Source organism: Devosia geojensis (genome assembly GCF_000969415.1).
In the GTDB taxonomy this organism is placed as follows: Bacteria; Pseudomonadota; Alphaproteobacteria; order Rhizobiales; family Devosiaceae; genus Devosia; species Devosia geojensis.
The window spans coordinates 20,518-34,995 of sequence record NZ_JZEX01000105.1 but is presented as its reverse complement, the minus strand read 5'-3'; the positions used below and the strand labels follow the sequence as shown (position 1 = coordinate 34,995).

Below are 14,478 nucleotides of genomic sequence, written 5' to 3'. Positions count from 1 at the left end.
CGGCGAAAGCCGGGACCCAGTAAACGACGCCGCTGATGCTTTTGCCGTGAAGCTGATGAGCCCTCTTGCGCATAGGCACTGACCTCGGCGCTTACTGGGTCCCGGCTTTCGCCGGGATGACAGCCGGTGGGCGGGGGATCGTGCTGCCACGGGCACGATCGGCCTCCCTCCCCTCAGAGGAGAGGGAGCAACGTTTACCGAGCCACCCCGGTGCGTGCGGCCTTCTCCTCGTCGTACCACCAGATGGTCGGGAACCCCGATGAGTACTCCGGCAGGGTCTCGGGCCGGCTGTAGCGATCCCAGAGCGCCATCCAGGAAGCGCCGCGCATGTAGCTCGGGATGATGATGTGGTGGGCCAGCAGCACCCGGTCGAGCGCGCGGGTCGCGGCTTCCAGCGTCTCGCGATCGTCGGCGAAGATCACCTTGTTGATGAGCGCATCGACGCCGGGATCGGCGAGCCCGGCATAGTTGCTCGAGCCCTCCTCCTCGGCCGAGCTCGAGCCGAAGAAGAAGCGCTGCTCGTTGCCGGGCGAGGCCGACTGGACCCATTGCTGGTAGAGCAGCTCGTAATCGAAGCTGCGGATGCGGTTGACGTACTGGGCCGAGTCGGCGGTGCGGATGGTCGCCGCGATGCCGATCTGGGCGAGGTTGTTGACGAGGTTCTGGGCCACCGGTTCGATCGTCGCGCCCTGGAGCAGGATCTCGATCGTCAACTGCTGTCCGTTGGCGTCAACGAGCTGGGTGCCCTGCAGCGTATAGCCGGCCTCCGTCAGGAGATTGAGCGCCGTGCGCAGATTGTTGCGCAGCGCCGCGGCATCGGGGCTCGTCGGATTGACGTAAGGCTCGGTGAACACCTCGGGCGGCACAAGATCGCGCACGGATTCGAGGATTTCCAGCTCCTCGCCCTGCGGCAGGTCCCTCGACGTCAGTTCGTCGATCCCCTGGAAGAACGAGCTGATGCGTTCGTACTGCCCGAAGAATTGGGTGCGGTTCAGTTCCTCGAAGTTGAAGGCGTAGTTCAGCGCCTCGCGCACCAGCGGGTTCTGGAACTTCTCGTCGCGCAGATTGTAGATGAAGCCGACCATCACGCCGCGACCGGCATAGTCCTGCGGGAACTCTTCCTTGATCACGCGGCCGTCGTTGACGGCGGGGAAATCGTAGGCGGTGGCCCAGCGGCGCGCCTCGTTCTCCGGCCACATGTCGATGCGGTCGCCCTTGAAGGCCTCGAACTCGACGTTGAGGTCGAGGAAATACTCGTAGCGGATCTCGCCGATGTTGTTCTGGCCGACCTGGGTGGGGTGGTCGAGCCCCCAGTAATCCTCGACGCGCTCGTAGGCGACGGTGCGCCCGGCCTCGAAGCTCTTGATGCGGTAGGGGCCGGAGCCGAGCGGCGGCTCGAGGGTCGAGCGGCGGATATCGCGCTGGTTGCCGTTGGCGTCCGTGCCTTCCCACCAGTGCTTGGGCAGCACGATGAGCTGGCCGAGGATCTTGGGCAGCTCGCGGTTGCCGGTCTCGTCAAAGCTGAACGTCACCTCGCCGGGCGCTGTTTCCTCGACGCCGGTGATGTTGGCGTAGTACTGGGCCCGGTCAGGATTGATCTCGACCAGCGTCTCGAACGACCAGATCACGTCCTCGGCGGTCACCGGCTCGCCGTCGTGCCAGCGCGCATCGGGGTTGAGCCGGTAGGTGACTGAGGAATAGTCGTCGGGCCAGCTGATCGCTTCGACCAGCACGCCGTAGTCGACGAGCTGGTTCTCGTCAAGAGAGGGCGTCGTCAGCGTCTCGTAGATGAGCCCCAGTCCGGAAGCCACCTCTCCCTGCGGCAGGAAGGGATTGAAGGTGTCGAAGCTGCCCATGGCTCCGAGCCGCAGCAGGCCGCCCTTGGGGGCGTCGGGATTGACGTAGTCGAAATGGGTAAGGCCCTCCGGGTACTTCGGCTCGAGGCCGAGGCTCGTGGCATGGTGCCAGACGCGCTCCTCGTCCTGCGCGAAAGCCGGCGCGGCGAAGGCGAACGTCGCAAAGGCGAGCGTGGCGAGGGTCGGGAGGGCGGCTTTCATCGGGAGTCCTGAAGCTATCTGTTCGTTGAGCCGAGTTTAGTGCATGGGCCGGCACTGTCCACAGGCGGTCACGTGCGGGCAGCCTCGACCACGGCAAGGTCGAGGGCGGCGGCGAGGAGGGCTTTGGTGTAAGCCTCGCGCGGCCGCTCGAAGATGTCGGCGGCCGTGCCCTCCTCGACGATCCTCCCGTCCTTCATCACCACCACACGGTTGGCGAGCGCGCGCACGACCTTCAGGTCGTGGGAGATGAACATGTAGGTCAATCCCTTGGCCGCCTGCAGGTCGCGCAAGAGGTCGACGATCTGGGCCTGGATCGAGACGTCGAGGGCCGAGGTCGGCTCATCGAGCACGAGGAACCTCGGAGCGAGCACCATGGCGCGGGCGATGGCGACGCGCTGGCGCTGGCCGCCGGAGAACTCGTGCGGGTAACGGTGGCGAGCCTCGGGATCGAGGCCAACGTCCCTCAGCGCCGCGATGACACGTGCCTCACGCTCGGCCGCGCCGATCCCCGGCGCATGGACCTTGAGGCCTTCGGCGACGATGTCGTCGACGGACATGCGCGGGCTCAGCGACCCGTAGGGGTCCTGGAAGACGATCTGCATGTCGGCGCGCAAGGGCCGCATGGCCTTCCAGGATTTGCGCTGCACGTCGTCGCCGAGGAGGACGATCCGCCCCTCGGAGGAGACAAGCCGCAGCAATGCCCGGCCGAGCGTCGACTTGCCCGAGCCGCTTTCGCCGACGATGCCGACCGTCTCCCCCTCGCGGATGGTGATGTCGACGCCGTCGACGGCTTTGACATGTCCGACCGTGCGGCGCAGCAACCCCGCCTTGATCGGGAACCAGACCTTGAGGTCGTTCGCCTCGACGATCATGCGCTCGCCGGCGGCAGGTGCCGGCCGACCCCTGGGCTCTGCGGCCATCAGGTGGCGGGTATAGGCGTGCCGGGGTTCGGCGAAGATCGCCTGCGTCTCGCCGGCCTCGACGATCTCGCCCCCGGTTATCACGCAGGTGCGGTCGGCGAGCTTCCTGACGATCGAAAGGTCATGGGTGATGAACAGCATAGCCATGCCGAGGCGCTGCTGCAGGTCCCGGAGGAGGGTGAGTATCTGCGCCTGTACGGTCACGTCGAGCGCCGTCGTCGGCTCGTCGGCGATCAGCAGGTCCGGCTCGTTAGCGAGCGCCATGGCGATCATCACCCGCTGGCGCTGGCCGCCGGAGAGTTGGTGCGGGTAGGCTCCGAGGCGTCTTTCGGGATCGGGAATGCCGACCTGCGTCAGCAATTCGATGGTCCGCGCCCGCGCCGCGTTGGGTCTGAGGCCCCGGTGGACGGCGAGTACCTCGCCCACCTGCCGCTCGATGGTGTGGACCGGGTTGAGCGAGGTCATCGGCTCCTGGAAGATCATCGAGATGTCGTTGCCGCGCACCTGGCGCAGCTCCGCCTCGTTCGCCTTCATGAGATCCCGACCCTTGAAGCGGATTTCGCCCCTTGGGTGCGAGGCCGCGGGGTAGGGCAGGAGCTTGAGAACAGAAAGCGCCGTCACCGACTTGCCCGAGCCGCTCTCGCCGACAAGGGCCACGGTCTCGCCGGGCATGACGTCGAACGACACGCCCTTGACCGCTTCGGTCTCGCCAAAGCGCACGTGGAGGTCGCGGATCGAAAGGAGGGGATCGGTCATTTGCCAGCCAGACCGGCGATGATGCCGCGCACGACATCCGTTTCCGGGCGAAGGACCGACAACGATGCGGTGCGGTGGGATGTGCCGTGCTCGGCGGGAGCGAGATCATAGCTCTCCCGGATGCCCGTATCGGCCGTCAGCAGATGAGAACAGCCATGTCCGAGCGCCGTGGATAGGTGAATGGCGTCGGGCAACTTGATCGACTTGTAGCGCGCACGAACACGTGCGGATGTCCTCAAGACCTCACGCGTGACCGGTTCGACCGAAAGCCACCGGCTCGGGACCAACCAGCCATCGTATTCCTCGGCGATCTGCTTTCGTCCATCGGACAACGGCTTTGTCAACAGCTCGGCAAGCGTCAGCTCGCTCGTGACCAGGAATGGGCGGTCATCCAGCGGTACCGCAGCGATCAAGTCGACCAGCAGTTGTCCGATTTCGCCTCCAGTTTCCTTAAATGCGATGAAGATGTTGGTATCGAGATAAAGCCGCGATATGGCAGCCATCAATCATCCCACTCGTCACGCAGGGACCGGACCTCAGCAACGATTTCCGCGAGAGTGCGGCCCTGTTCGGCGGTCATGCGTTTCTTTTCTTCTCGCAGTTGCGCCACCAGTGCGTCTCTATCGAGGGGCGAACGTTCCCGCTCGATGGTAAGGGTAACCCGCCCCTCGTGACCGACGGCCGCCTTGAGGTCGTCGGGCAGTTTTTCGACCGGGTAATGTTCGAGCACGATCTTGTTCATTTCCCGACTCCACTGGGTGCCGCTCGTACCAATATATCACAACTCACCGCAGGGTCTTCCTCGGGTCGAAGGCGTCGCGCACGGCTTCACCGATGAAGACGAGGAGGGTCAGCATCACCGATATGGTGACGAACCCGGTGATGGCGAGCCAGGGCGCCTGCAGATTGTTCTTGCCTTGCGCAAGCAGCTCGCCGAGCGATGGCGAGCCGAGCGGCAGGCCGAAGCCGAGGAAATCGAGGGAAGTAAGCGTCGCCACCGACCCCGAGAGGATGAAGGGCATGAACGTGAGCGTCGCGACCATCGCGTTGGGCAGGAGGTGCCGCAGCATGATGGTGGCGTTGGAGACACCGAGCGCGCGGGCCGCCGCGATGTATTCGAAATTGCGACCGCGCAGGAACTCGGCGCGCACGATCCCGACGAGCGCCACCCATGAGAAGAGCAGCAATATGCCCAAAAGCACCCAGAAGCTCGGGGCAATGACGCTCGAGATGATGAGCAGCACGTAGAGCGAGGGGATCGCCGTCCAGATCTCGATAAAGCGCTGGAAGACGAGGTCGGTCCAGCCGCCGAAATAGCCTTGCACCGCGCCGGCGGCGACGCCGATGACCGAGGAGATGATGGTCAGCGTCAGGCCGAAGAGGATCGAGATGCGAAAGCCGTAGATGAGGCGCGCCAGCACATCCCGCCCGCTGCCATCGGTGCCCAGCCAATGCATGTTGCCGTTGATGCAGAGCGGGTCCGCGAGCCCCATGGGCAGGGCCGAGCAGTTCTCCTCCCAAGTCATCGTCCAGGAGGGCGGGGAGGGGAAGGGCACGGGCACCTGGCTGTCGACGGTGCCGTAGGAGAAGCGGATGGGCGGCCAGATCATCCAGCCATTGGCCTCGATTTCTTCGTAGTTGAGGGGATTGCGGTAGTCGGTGAGCGCGAGGAACCCGCCGAACTTGGCTTCCGGATAGTTGATGAAGGCGGGCACCAGCAGCTCGCCCTTGTACATGGCGATGATCGGCCGGTCGTTGGCGATGAATTCGGCGCCGAGCGTCACGAGAAAGAGCGCAAGGAAGATCCAGAACGACCACCAGCCGCGCCGATTGCGGCGGAAGTTCTCCTGCCGGCGCCGGTTGATCGGCGAGAGCCAGCCGGCGGGGCGGGCATCAGTGGGGCGTGTCGCGACCTCGTTCATACTTCGCGGCTCTCGAAGTCGATGCGCGGGTCTACCCACATATAGGCAAGGTCGGAGATCAGCCCGATGACCATCCCCAGGAGCGAGAAGATGTAGAGCGTGGCAAAGACCACCGGATAGTCGCGGCTGGTGATCGCCTCGAAGCCGAGGAGACCGAGCCCGTCGAGCGAGAAGATCGTCTCGATGAGGAGCGAGCCGGTAAAGAACGCCGAAACGAACGCGGCCGGGAAGGCGGCGATGATCAGCATCATGGCGTTGCGGAAGACGTGGCCGTACAGCACCTGGCGTTCCGTCAGCCCCTTGGCGCGGGCAGTGACGACGTACTGCTTGCCGATCTCGTCGAGGAAGGAGTTCTTGGTCAGAAGCGTGGTCGTGGCGAAGGCGCCGAGCGCCATTGAGGCGATGGGCAGCACCAGGTGCCAGAAATAGTCGAGCACCTGCTGGTGCCACGGCATGGTTTCCCAGCCCGAAGAGGTGAGCCCGCGCAACGGGAAGATCGACCAGAAGCTGCCGCCGGCAAAGAGCACGATCAGAAGGATCGCTATGAGGAATCCGGGAACGGCGTAGCCGACGACGACGATCGTCGATGTCCACACATCGAAACGCGTACCGTCCTTGACCGCCTTCCTGATCCCCAATGGGATCGAGATGCCGTAGGCGATGAGCGTCATCCAGAGGCCCAATGAGATCGAGACGGGCATCTTCTCGAGAATGAGGTCGACGACCGAGATATCGCGGTAGTAGCTGCGGCCGAAATCGAAGCGCAGATAGTTGCCGATCATCGCAAAGAAGCGCTCGAGCGGCGGCTTGTCGAAGCCGAACTGGGCTTCGATGCGGGCGATCAGCTCGGGCGAGAGCCCGCGCGAGCCGCGGTAAGCGCTGGAGCCGCCGATGTTCTGGCCTGGCTGGGCCTGCCCGGCGAAATCGCCCGCGGAGCTGCCCGTCACGCGCTCGGTGGCGCCGACGGCCGTGCCGCTCATGCGGGCAATGGTCTGTTCGACCGGACCGCCGGGGGCGAACTGCACGATGACGAAGGAGACGACCATGATGCCGAAGAGCGTCGGGATCATCAGGGCCAGGCGGCGCAGGATATAGGCGGCCATCGTTTCTCCGGCCCGGCCAGTCCGGGCATTGACCCTCCTGAAGCCTCGCGCCGGCGGCGCGGCGGAGGCAAATCACCATGCGGTGAGGGGCTTTGCCCGAATGCACCATGTTCGTTCCGCCTTGGCAAGCGCGCGGCGAATTGGTGTTACAACCTCGCTGGCATCCGGCTCGCCAGCACGCCTCCGATATGCTACCCGCCTTAGGAGAGACGGAGGAAACGTATGACCACGAAGCTCGTCGCGCAACCCGAGGAAACCGCCTGGACCGAGCTCGGCAATGGCAACCGCCGCCGGGTGCTCATCCATACGCCCGAGCTCATGCAGGTAGAGTTCGGGTTCGACAAGGGCGCCGTCGGCGCGCTGCACTCGCACCCGCACATTCAGGTGAGCTACGTGGCCGAGGGCCGGTTCGAAGTAACAATCGATGGGCAGACGCAGGTCGTCGGGAAGGGCGGCAGCTTCATCGTGCCTTCAGGGCTCGAGCACGGGGTGGTGGCGCTGGAGGCCGGGCGGCTCGTCGACGTCTTCACGCCGCATAGGGCGGATTTCCTGTAGCCGGCCAGCAGGGTGCCACGCCCTCGTGGTTCGAGGCGCCTGTGGCGCACCTCACCATGAGGGCTACTGGGCCTCTCCGGAACCTGCAACAGCCCTCATGGTGAGGTGCGAAGCGAAGCGGAGCCTCGAACCACGAGGGCGTGCACCTCAGCCCGCATCCACCTCCCGCAAAATCTCCGCATACTCCGCGCTGTGGTCCCCTGCAGCATTCTCCATCCCCGGTTTCGTCAGCCACCCGCGCCGGGGCGGGATGAAGCTGTAGATGCCGCGCTTGCGGGTTTCCCGCCAGCCGAGATTGAAGGCGGCGTAGTGGGGGAAGAATTCCATGTCGTCATAGGGCAGGTGGTCGTGCACCCACCAGGCCATCGCCTCCCAGTGGCCGGTGCGCTGGTAGTAGGGGATGAAGCTGTTGACGACGACGCAGGCGGTGGCGCCCATATTGCCGTCGGCGTCGCGCCGGTCCCAGATGTGGCCGGCGAAATTGCTCTCGTTGCTGCCGCAGTTCAATTTGTTCTCGTTGCCGAAGCGGTTGACCGCCGGCGAGCGGTAGGACGAGCGGATGGAGATGCGTCCGAACCGCGCCTGCAGCGGCTCCAGCAGCTCCTCGCAGAGCCGGATGCCCGCGACGATGGCGAGGTCCGGGTCGTCGGGGATGTTGGGGATCGAATGGACGGCCGAGATTTCCGAATAGAGGAAATCGCGCATGAAGAAGCTCTTCGACAGGCGCACGCGCCCAAAGGTTTCGAGCGACCTGACGCTTTGCGGTTTGCGCATGGCTTTCCTCCGGTCTTAACCGCTTGCCCGCAGCAAGGCTGTACCGCCTGCCAATAGGAGATATAAGGGCCGAAAGGGCAAACCGGTTTTGACGACGCGTTCGGGGGCATCATGGGCAAGTTCATCGGCGGGATCATCGTTGCGGGCATGTTGCTGGCCGCTTCGCTGACGACGGCGAGCGCCCAGAGCGTCGAGGACGTCAACGGGCGGATCGAGTCCCTCCTCGGCGGCAGCGACACGTTTGCCGCCGCGTTCGAGGTGCTTCAGGATGCGGTCGAGACGCAGGACAAGGCGACGGTCGCCTCGCTGGTGCGCTATCCTCTCAACATCACCCTCGACGGGCGCCGGATCGCGATCGCGGGCGAGGAGGAGTTCGTCGCGCGTTACGACGAGATCGTCACGCCGGAAGTTGTCGAAGCCGTCACGAGCCAGGTCTACGCCGATCTCTTCGTCAATGCCGACGGCGTGATGTTCGGCGACGGCGAGGTGTGGATGAACGCCTATTGCACGGACCGCTCGTGTGCGGTCACCTATTGGCTCGTCCGCGCCATCAACATTCCCGAATAGCAGGATCATGCTGCTCACAGTCATCTTCTATGTCGGGATCACCGTCGAGGCCATGAGCGCCGCGCTCGCGGCCGGCCGGCGCAAGATGGACTGGTTCGGCGTCGTCATCCTCGCCTGCGTCACCGCGCTCGGCGGAGGCACCATGCGTGATATCCTGCTCGACCACTATCCGCTGACCTGGGTGCGCAATCCCTATCTGCTGATGATCGTGGGCGGAGCGGCGCTCTTTACCATCGCGATCGCCCGCGTGGCGCACCGGTTGCGCTGGCCGTTCCTGCTGCTCGACGCGCTGGGCCTCGTCGCTTTCTCCATCATCGGCTGCAACGTGGCGATGGAGGCGGGGCATCATCCGATCGTCGTGATCTTCTCGGGCATGCTCACCGGCATCACCGGCGGCATCCTGCGCGACGTGCTCTGCAACGACATCCCGCTGGTGTTCTCGAGCGAGCTCTACGCCACCGTCTCGATCGTCACCGGCATCGTCTACTATGTCGGCCTGCAGTGGGGTCTGCCGACCGACCTCGTCGTCATCATCGCCATCCTCGTCGGCTTTCCGCTGCGCGTCGCGGCGCTGGTCTTCAAGTGGGAGATGCCGAAGTTCGTCTACGACAAGGACATGCGCTAGGACCAATCGCCATCAGCTGAACGGCGATTGGGCGTAGGGGCTTCCCGACACGCTGCGGGTATGGCAAGCATCTGCCATACAAGAGGAGGCATAGTCCCGTGAAGCAGACATGGCGGTGGTTCGGACCGCATGACCTGACCAGCATCGACGACATCACCCAGGCGGGAGCGACGGGGGTGGTCAGCGCCCTTCACCACGTGCCCAACGGGCAGGTGTGGACCCCCGAGGAGATCACCAAGCGCCATCGCGAGATCGGCACGCGCAAGGACGGCACGCCCTCGGGCCTCACTTGGGACGTGGTTGAGAGCCTGCCGGTTTCGGAGGACATCAAGAAGCAGAAGGGCGAGTGGCGCGCCCATATCGAGGCCTGGAAGGTCTCGATGCGCAACCTCGCCCAAAGCGGCATCGAGGTCATCTGCTACAACTTCATGCCGGTGCTCGACTGGACGCGCACCGATATCCGCTGGCAACTGCCCAATGGCGGCTCGTGCATGCGCTTCGACATCGCCGATTTCGCCGCCTTCGACATCCACATCCTCGAGCGCCCCGGCGCCGGCGCCGATTTCAGCAATGCGGTGGCGGACGAGGCAGGCCGGCGGTTCGCCGGCATGGACGACGAGGCCAAGAAACAACTCTCGCGCAACATTACCATGGGCCTGCCCGGTTCGACCGAAGCGATGACGCTCGACGACGTGCGCGGGCACTTGAGCGAATATGACCGCATCTCGCCCGAGCGCCTGCGCCAGCATTTCATCGATTTCCTCGAGGCCGTGGTGCCCGATGTCGAAAAGCTTGGGCTGCGGCTCTGCTGCCATCCGGATGATCCGCCGTTTCCGCTGCTCGGCCTGCCGCGCGTCATGTCGACGGAGGCGGACTATGCCGCCATCCTCGATGCGGTCGAAAGTCCCGCCAACGGCATGACGTTCTGCTCGGGCTCGCTCGGTGCACGGCCGGACAACGACCTTCCGGGCATGATGCGCCGGTTCGGCGACCGGGTGCATTTCCTGCACCTGCGCAACGTCAAGCGTGACGGGGCAGAGGTCGCGGGATCGTTCTACGAGGCCGAGCATCTGGGCGGCGACACGGACATGGTGGCGCTCATCGCGGAGATCGTGCGCGAGGAAAAGCGCCGCAAGGCCGCCGGCCGGAAGGACCACCAGATCCCCATGCGCCCCGATCACGGGCAGGACATCCTCGACGACCTCAACCGCCGCGCCCAGCCGGGCTATCCGACCATCGGGCGGATGAAGGGGCTGGCGGAGCTGCGCGGGGTGATCACGGCGCTGGAACACGCGGAGTATGGGGTGAACTGAGGCTAGCGTTGGCTCCCTTCCTTCTCCCCTTGTGGGAGAAGGTGGCGCGGAGCGCCGGATGAGGGGGCTGCGATGCGGCGTTAAGCACGAGATTTATGGTTCGACCCGAACCGGCCCCTCATCTGCCCTGCGGACACCTTCTCCCAGGAGGGGAGAAGGGGAGGTGCTCACCGCCTGCGGCGAGATACTCCGTAGTGCCGGCTCAGTCCTCCAACAAATACCCGCCCGCCCTCGACGCGAGCGGCTGTGTCCCCACGATCTTGGCGATCGATCCGCCGCGCGGCACGTACTTGCTGAGCGCCCGCGAGAGCACGAAGCCATCCGTTCCCGCCAGCACAGGCGTGCGCACGATGAAAGCGCCCGGTCCGTCCATGGCGATGAGGTCGGCGATCGGCTGGCCCTTCGTCACCTTCTGCCCGAGCTCGACGCGATAGGCGAGGAGACCGGGGCGGTCGACGCGGACCACTTCGGTGGCGTCGAACGGCGTTGCGGCCGGAGCAGGCACTGGACGAGGGCCGGGGTCGGCGCCGATGAGGCCGCGGCTGGCGAAGAACCCGAAGAGTGCCTTGGCGTCGGCGAGCCCCACATCGTCGAAAACGTCGGCCTGCCCGCGGTATTCGAGGGTCGCCGTCTCGACAGCCATGGGGAGGGGCCTATCCGGGTTGGCGCGGGCCGCCTTGCGATAGAGCTGCGGCAGCATCTCGTCGAAGGAGCCGCCGCCGCTGTCCTCGGCGGTCAGGGTCGCGGAGACCTGCATCCAGTCGGCGAGGTCCTGCAGGCCGGGCATCAGCTCGGGAGAGGTGAAGATGTGCTTGAGGCTGTCGCTGTCGCAGTGGAGGTCGAGCACGATGTCGGCGTCGTGGGCCGAGCGGAGCACGGCGAGGCGCAGTTCCTCGGCGGCGGTGCCGGGCTGCTGGGCGTCAAGCCAGTCGCCAACCGCCTTGCGCAGCAGCGCGACATTTGCGTCGGGGTCGTCGGTGAACCGACCTTCGACCGCCTCGGCGACAAGCTGATAGAGGTCGGGCCAGCGCCGGTTGTAGTTGACGCCGGTGACGAGATCGTAGCGCCCGATATGGGTGCGCAGCGTCCGCGTCGCGAGACCCAGCGGATTGACCGAGGGGAAGACGGTAAAGCGGGCGCGAAGCTGTCCCTTCTCATCGGCATCGCGCAGCATCGGCAACAGATGGTGCAGGGCCATGGTGCCCGGCTGCTCGTCGGCGTGGAGCGCGGCCTGCAGGTGCACCTTGACCTGCGCGTCCTCGGGGCCAGCGGTATAGGAATAGAGGGTCGCGTGCGTGCCCGGCGTATCGCCGGCAAGTGTCAGGACGTGCTGTTCAAAGGCCATGTGCGGTCAGCGGATCCATTTGGGGGCATAGCGCATCTTCGGGGCGCGTTGCAGGTGGCGCACCAGCCGCTCATAGATGCGCCCGAAGACGAAGAAGACCACCAGCGAGACGGCAAGGAAGTAGAGCGCGGCCACGGGGAAGTGCAGATAGGCATTGAAGTCGCGCTCGAAGAGCTCCTTGGCGCGGATCATCAGGTCCTTCTGCTCGCCGATGACCGGCAGGGCAAGATAGACGATGGCCGTCGCGTGGAAGAGGAACACGACCTCGTTGGTGTAGGCCGGCCAGGCGAGGCGGATCATGTGCGGCCAGGTGACGGAGCGGAACTGCTGCCAGGGACTCATGCCGTAGGCGCGGGCCGCCTCGAGCTCGCCGTGCGGCACGGCGCGCAAGGCCCCATAGAAGATCTCGGCGGTATAGGCGGTGGTGTTGAGCACCAGCACCAGCGGTCCGAGGAACAAGGGATGCAGCACCAGCCAGTCGATGCCCATCGGTTTCCAGTGCGTGACGTTCATCGAAAGCGCCAGCGAATAGAACATGAAGAGCTGGATGAAGAGCGGCGAGCCGCGGAACGCGTAGATATAGCCGCGCGAGAGCGCCGAGATCAGCGGATTGCGCGAGGCCTTGCCGAAGGCGAAGAGGATGGCGAGGCCGAAACCGAGGGGGATCGAGGCGGCGGCGAAATAGATGTTGAAGAGCGCGGCCGGCGCGAACAGCACGATCTCGTTGAGGATGACGTCCATCAGCCGCGCGCCTCGTTGAGCATGCCGCGCCCGGCCCGGCGCATCAGCGCCTCAAAGCCGCGCTCGGAGAGCCAGGTGACGAGGATGTAGAAGATCAGCAGCACCAGGTAGTAGCGCCAGCGCCAGTCGCCATGAACCAGTCCGACGGCGGGCAGGAAATTGGGCGCGCCCAGCCGGTCGGCCCAGAGCACGATATCGGCGATCTGCAGCAGCGAGAGCAGCGAGGTCGCCTTGACGAGCAATAGCCAGACGTTGGAGAGGCCGGGCAGGGCATAGACCCACATCTGCCGGATCTGGAAGCGCCAGAAGACCTGCGCATCCGAGAAGCCATAGGCGCGGGCCGCCTCGAGCTGGCCATGCGGCACCGCGCGCATGGCGCCGTGGATCACATTGGTGGCGAAGGCCCCGTAGACGAGGCCGAGCGAGACGCTGGCCAGGATCAGGTATTCGGTGGTGCCGAGGAACCAGTTGGCCTCGCGGCAGGGTGGCCAGGGCGAGGTGCTCGCGGCGATGGTCTCGGGGGTGCAGACCTGCGTTGCGACGAACCACTCGACCGTCTGCTCGAAGGCGAGCGGGAAGAAGAGAAAGAAGAGCACGTCCGGCACGCCGCGCACGATAGCCGAATAGAAATCGCCGATGGCGCGCAGCGGCAGGAAGCGCGAGCTCTTGAGCCCGGCGCCGACGAGGCCGAAGACGAGCGCGAGGGTCCCGCCCAGAAGGGCGGCGAAGATGGTGAACTGGAAGCTCGCGTACCAGGCGAGGTGCTTGCCGTTGGTCAGGTACCCGATCCAGAACGCGGCATCGTCGCCGATTCCATCGCGCATCCATTCGGGCAGGAGGTCGAGCATCGGCGCGTTCCGAATCTAGAGCCTGTTGAAGACTCGTATATGCCCCGGAGCCCCCCACTCACACCGGGTCATCCCCGCGAAAGCGGGGACCTCCGTTTTCCCATCGGCTTGGCAAACAGAGGTTCCCGCTTTCGCGGGAATGACCCGGTGAATGGAATCGTATGATGCCAAGCCCAAACTCCGGTCAGGACAAGGCAACTATTCGCTGAAGAACGGGCCCATGCCGTCGAACCACTGGGCGATCAGCCCGTCGACGGTACCGTCGGCCTTGAGGGCGTCGAGCGCGGTGTTCCAGGTTTCGATCAGCTCGGCATCGCCCTTGCGGATGCCGGCGCCGACGCCGTCGCCGATCAGTACTTCCTCGCCCACGAACTCGATGGCCCCGTTCGAGGCGTCCACCACCGGCTGGAGATAGGCGCCGTCGGCCAGGATCGTGTCGAGATTGCCGGCGGCGAGGTCGGCCATGGCCTGGTCGGCGGTGGAGAAGGCGACGATGGTGTTGTTGGCGCCGAGGTTCTCTTCGGCCCAGCCCGCCTGAATGGTCGCGCCCTGCACGCCGACGCGCGCGCCGGTGAGGTTGGCGAAATCGAGGTTGGAGCCGGGAGCGGCGACGAACCGCGACGGATCGGGCGGGAAGTAGTTGTCGGAGAAGTCGATGGTCTCGAGCCGCTCCTCGGTGATCGACATGCCGGCCATGATCACGTCGTAGTTGCCTGCGAGCAGGTTCGGAATGATCGAATCCCAGTCGTTGATGACGATCTCGCAGGTGATGCCGGCCTCTTCGCAGATGGCGTTGGCCAGGTCGATCTCGAAGCCGGCGGGCTCGCCCGCGTCGTTGAGGAAGTTCCAGGGCGCGTAGGCGCCTTCGGTGGCGATCCGCACGGTCTCCTGGGCGGTGGCGGGCGCCGCGAACGCTGCAAGTGCCGCGCCCACGATGATGAGTTTCTTCATT

General features: G+C 65.3%; 15 protein-coding genes. 4 read left to right on the top strand and 11 right to left on the bottom strand.

Annotated features, from left to right (window positions below):
* Positions 1 to 194: 194 nt before the first annotated feature.
* The 6 genes from VE25_RS10255 to VE25_RS10230 all read right to left on the bottom strand — a co-directional run bounded on the left by VE25_RS10255 (position 195) and on the right by VE25_RS10230 (position 6,758).
* The gene (locus tag VE25_RS10255; RefSeq protein WP_046108528.1) at positions 195 to 2,057 is read right to left on the bottom strand and encodes an extracellular solute-binding protein; all 1,863 of its coding nucleotides are present in this window, start codon (positions 2,055 to 2,057) and stop codon (positions 195 to 197) included.
* A gap of 68 nt (positions 2,058 to 2,125) precedes the next feature.
* Positions 2,126 to 3,733, bottom strand: a complete 1,608-nt coding sequence (locus VE25_RS10250) for an ABC transporter ATP-binding protein (protein ID WP_046108527.1) — start codon at positions 3,731 to 3,733, stop codon at positions 2,126 to 2,128.
* Positions 3,730 to 4,236, bottom strand: coding sequence for a type II toxin-antitoxin system VapC family toxin (locus VE25_RS10245; protein WP_046108526.1), 507 nt, complete (start codon positions 4,234 to 4,236; stop codon positions 3,730 to 3,732). Before VE25_RS10245 ends, VE25_RS10250 begins: the two co-directional genes overlap by 4 nt.
* Positions 4,236 to 4,475: a hypothetical protein gene (locus VE25_RS10240; protein WP_046108525.1), complete on the bottom strand. Its 240-nt coding sequence runs from the start codon at positions 4,473 to 4,475 to the stop codon at positions 4,236 to 4,238. The genes VE25_RS10245 and VE25_RS10240 overlap by 1 nt, the downstream gene beginning before the upstream one ends.
* A gap of 43 nt (positions 4,476 to 4,518) precedes the next feature.
* Positions 4,519 to 5,655: an ABC transporter permease gene (locus VE25_RS10235; RefSeq protein WP_046108524.1), complete on the bottom strand. Its 1,137-nt coding sequence runs from the start codon at positions 5,653 to 5,655 to the stop codon at positions 4,519 to 4,521.
* Positions 5,652 to 6,758 (bottom strand): microcin C ABC transporter permease YejB, encoded by a 1,107-nt coding sequence (locus VE25_RS10230; protein WP_046108523.1) that lies wholly within the window; start codon positions 6,756 to 6,758, stop codon positions 5,652 to 5,654. The genes VE25_RS10235 and VE25_RS10230 overlap by 4 nt, the downstream gene beginning before the upstream one ends.
* Before the next feature lie 222 nt (positions 6,759 to 6,980).
* On the opposite strand from VE25_RS10230, the gene VE25_RS10225 reads away from it, so the two are divergent.
* A complete protein-coding gene (locus VE25_RS10225) occupies positions 6,981 to 7,313 on the top strand; it encodes a cupin domain-containing protein (protein WP_046108522.1) in 333 nt (110 codons plus the stop codon).
* A 147-nt stretch (positions 7,314 to 7,460) separates the two neighbouring features.
* Here VE25_RS10225 and VE25_RS10220 read toward each other — a convergent pair whose 3' ends face one another.
* Entirely contained in the window at positions 7,461 to 8,087 is a 627-nt protein-coding gene (locus tag VE25_RS10220; protein WP_046108521.1) for a hypothetical protein, read from the bottom strand.
* Positions 8,088 to 8,198: 111 nt separating this feature from the next.
* Between VE25_RS10220 and VE25_RS10215 the strand changes: the two genes are divergently transcribed.
* From VE25_RS10215 to uxuA, 3 genes are all read left to right on the top strand, one after another.
* Entirely contained in the window at positions 8,199 to 8,654 is a 456-nt protein-coding gene (locus tag VE25_RS10215) for a hypothetical protein (RefSeq protein ID WP_046108520.1), read from the top strand.
* A gap of 7 nt (positions 8,655 to 8,661) precedes the next feature.
* Complete coding sequence (locus VE25_RS10210) at positions 8,662 to 9,279, top strand: trimeric intracellular cation channel family protein (protein ID WP_046108519.1); 618 nt, start codon at positions 8,662 to 8,664, stop codon at positions 9,277 to 9,279.
* A gap of 98 nt (positions 9,280 to 9,377) precedes the next feature.
* Positions 9,378 to 10,592, top strand: coding sequence for a mannonate dehydratase (gene uxuA, locus VE25_RS10205; RefSeq protein WP_046108518.1), 1,215 nt, complete (start codon positions 9,378 to 9,380; stop codon positions 10,590 to 10,592).
* 202 nt (positions 10,593 to 10,794) lie between these two features.
* On the opposite strand, the gene VE25_RS10200 is transcribed toward uxuA, so the two are convergent.
* From VE25_RS10200 to VE25_RS10185, 4 genes are all read right to left on the bottom strand, one after another.
* The gene (locus VE25_RS10200) at positions 10,795 to 11,937 is read right to left on the bottom strand and encodes a succinylglutamate desuccinylase/aspartoacylase family protein (RefSeq protein ID WP_046108517.1); all 1,143 of its coding nucleotides are present in this window, start codon (positions 11,935 to 11,937) and stop codon (positions 10,795 to 10,797) included.
* Positions 11,938 to 11,943: 6 nt separating this feature from the next.
* Positions 11,944 to 12,678, bottom strand: coding sequence for an ABC transporter permease (locus tag VE25_RS10195; RefSeq protein WP_046108516.1), 735 nt, complete (start codon positions 12,676 to 12,678; stop codon positions 11,944 to 11,946).
* The gene (locus tag VE25_RS10190; protein ID WP_052731872.1) at positions 12,678 to 13,526 is read right to left on the bottom strand and encodes an ABC transporter permease subunit; all 849 of its coding nucleotides are present in this window, start codon (positions 13,524 to 13,526) and stop codon (positions 12,678 to 12,680) included. The genes VE25_RS10195 and VE25_RS10190 overlap by 1 nt, the downstream gene beginning before the upstream one ends.
* A 198-nt stretch (positions 13,527 to 13,724) precedes the next feature.
* The gene (locus tag VE25_RS10185) at positions 13,725 to 14,477 is read right to left on the bottom strand and encodes a transporter substrate-binding domain-containing protein (RefSeq protein ID WP_046108515.1); all 753 of its coding nucleotides are present in this window, start codon (positions 14,475 to 14,477) and stop codon (positions 13,725 to 13,727) included.
* Position 14,478 lies beyond the last annotated feature (1 nt).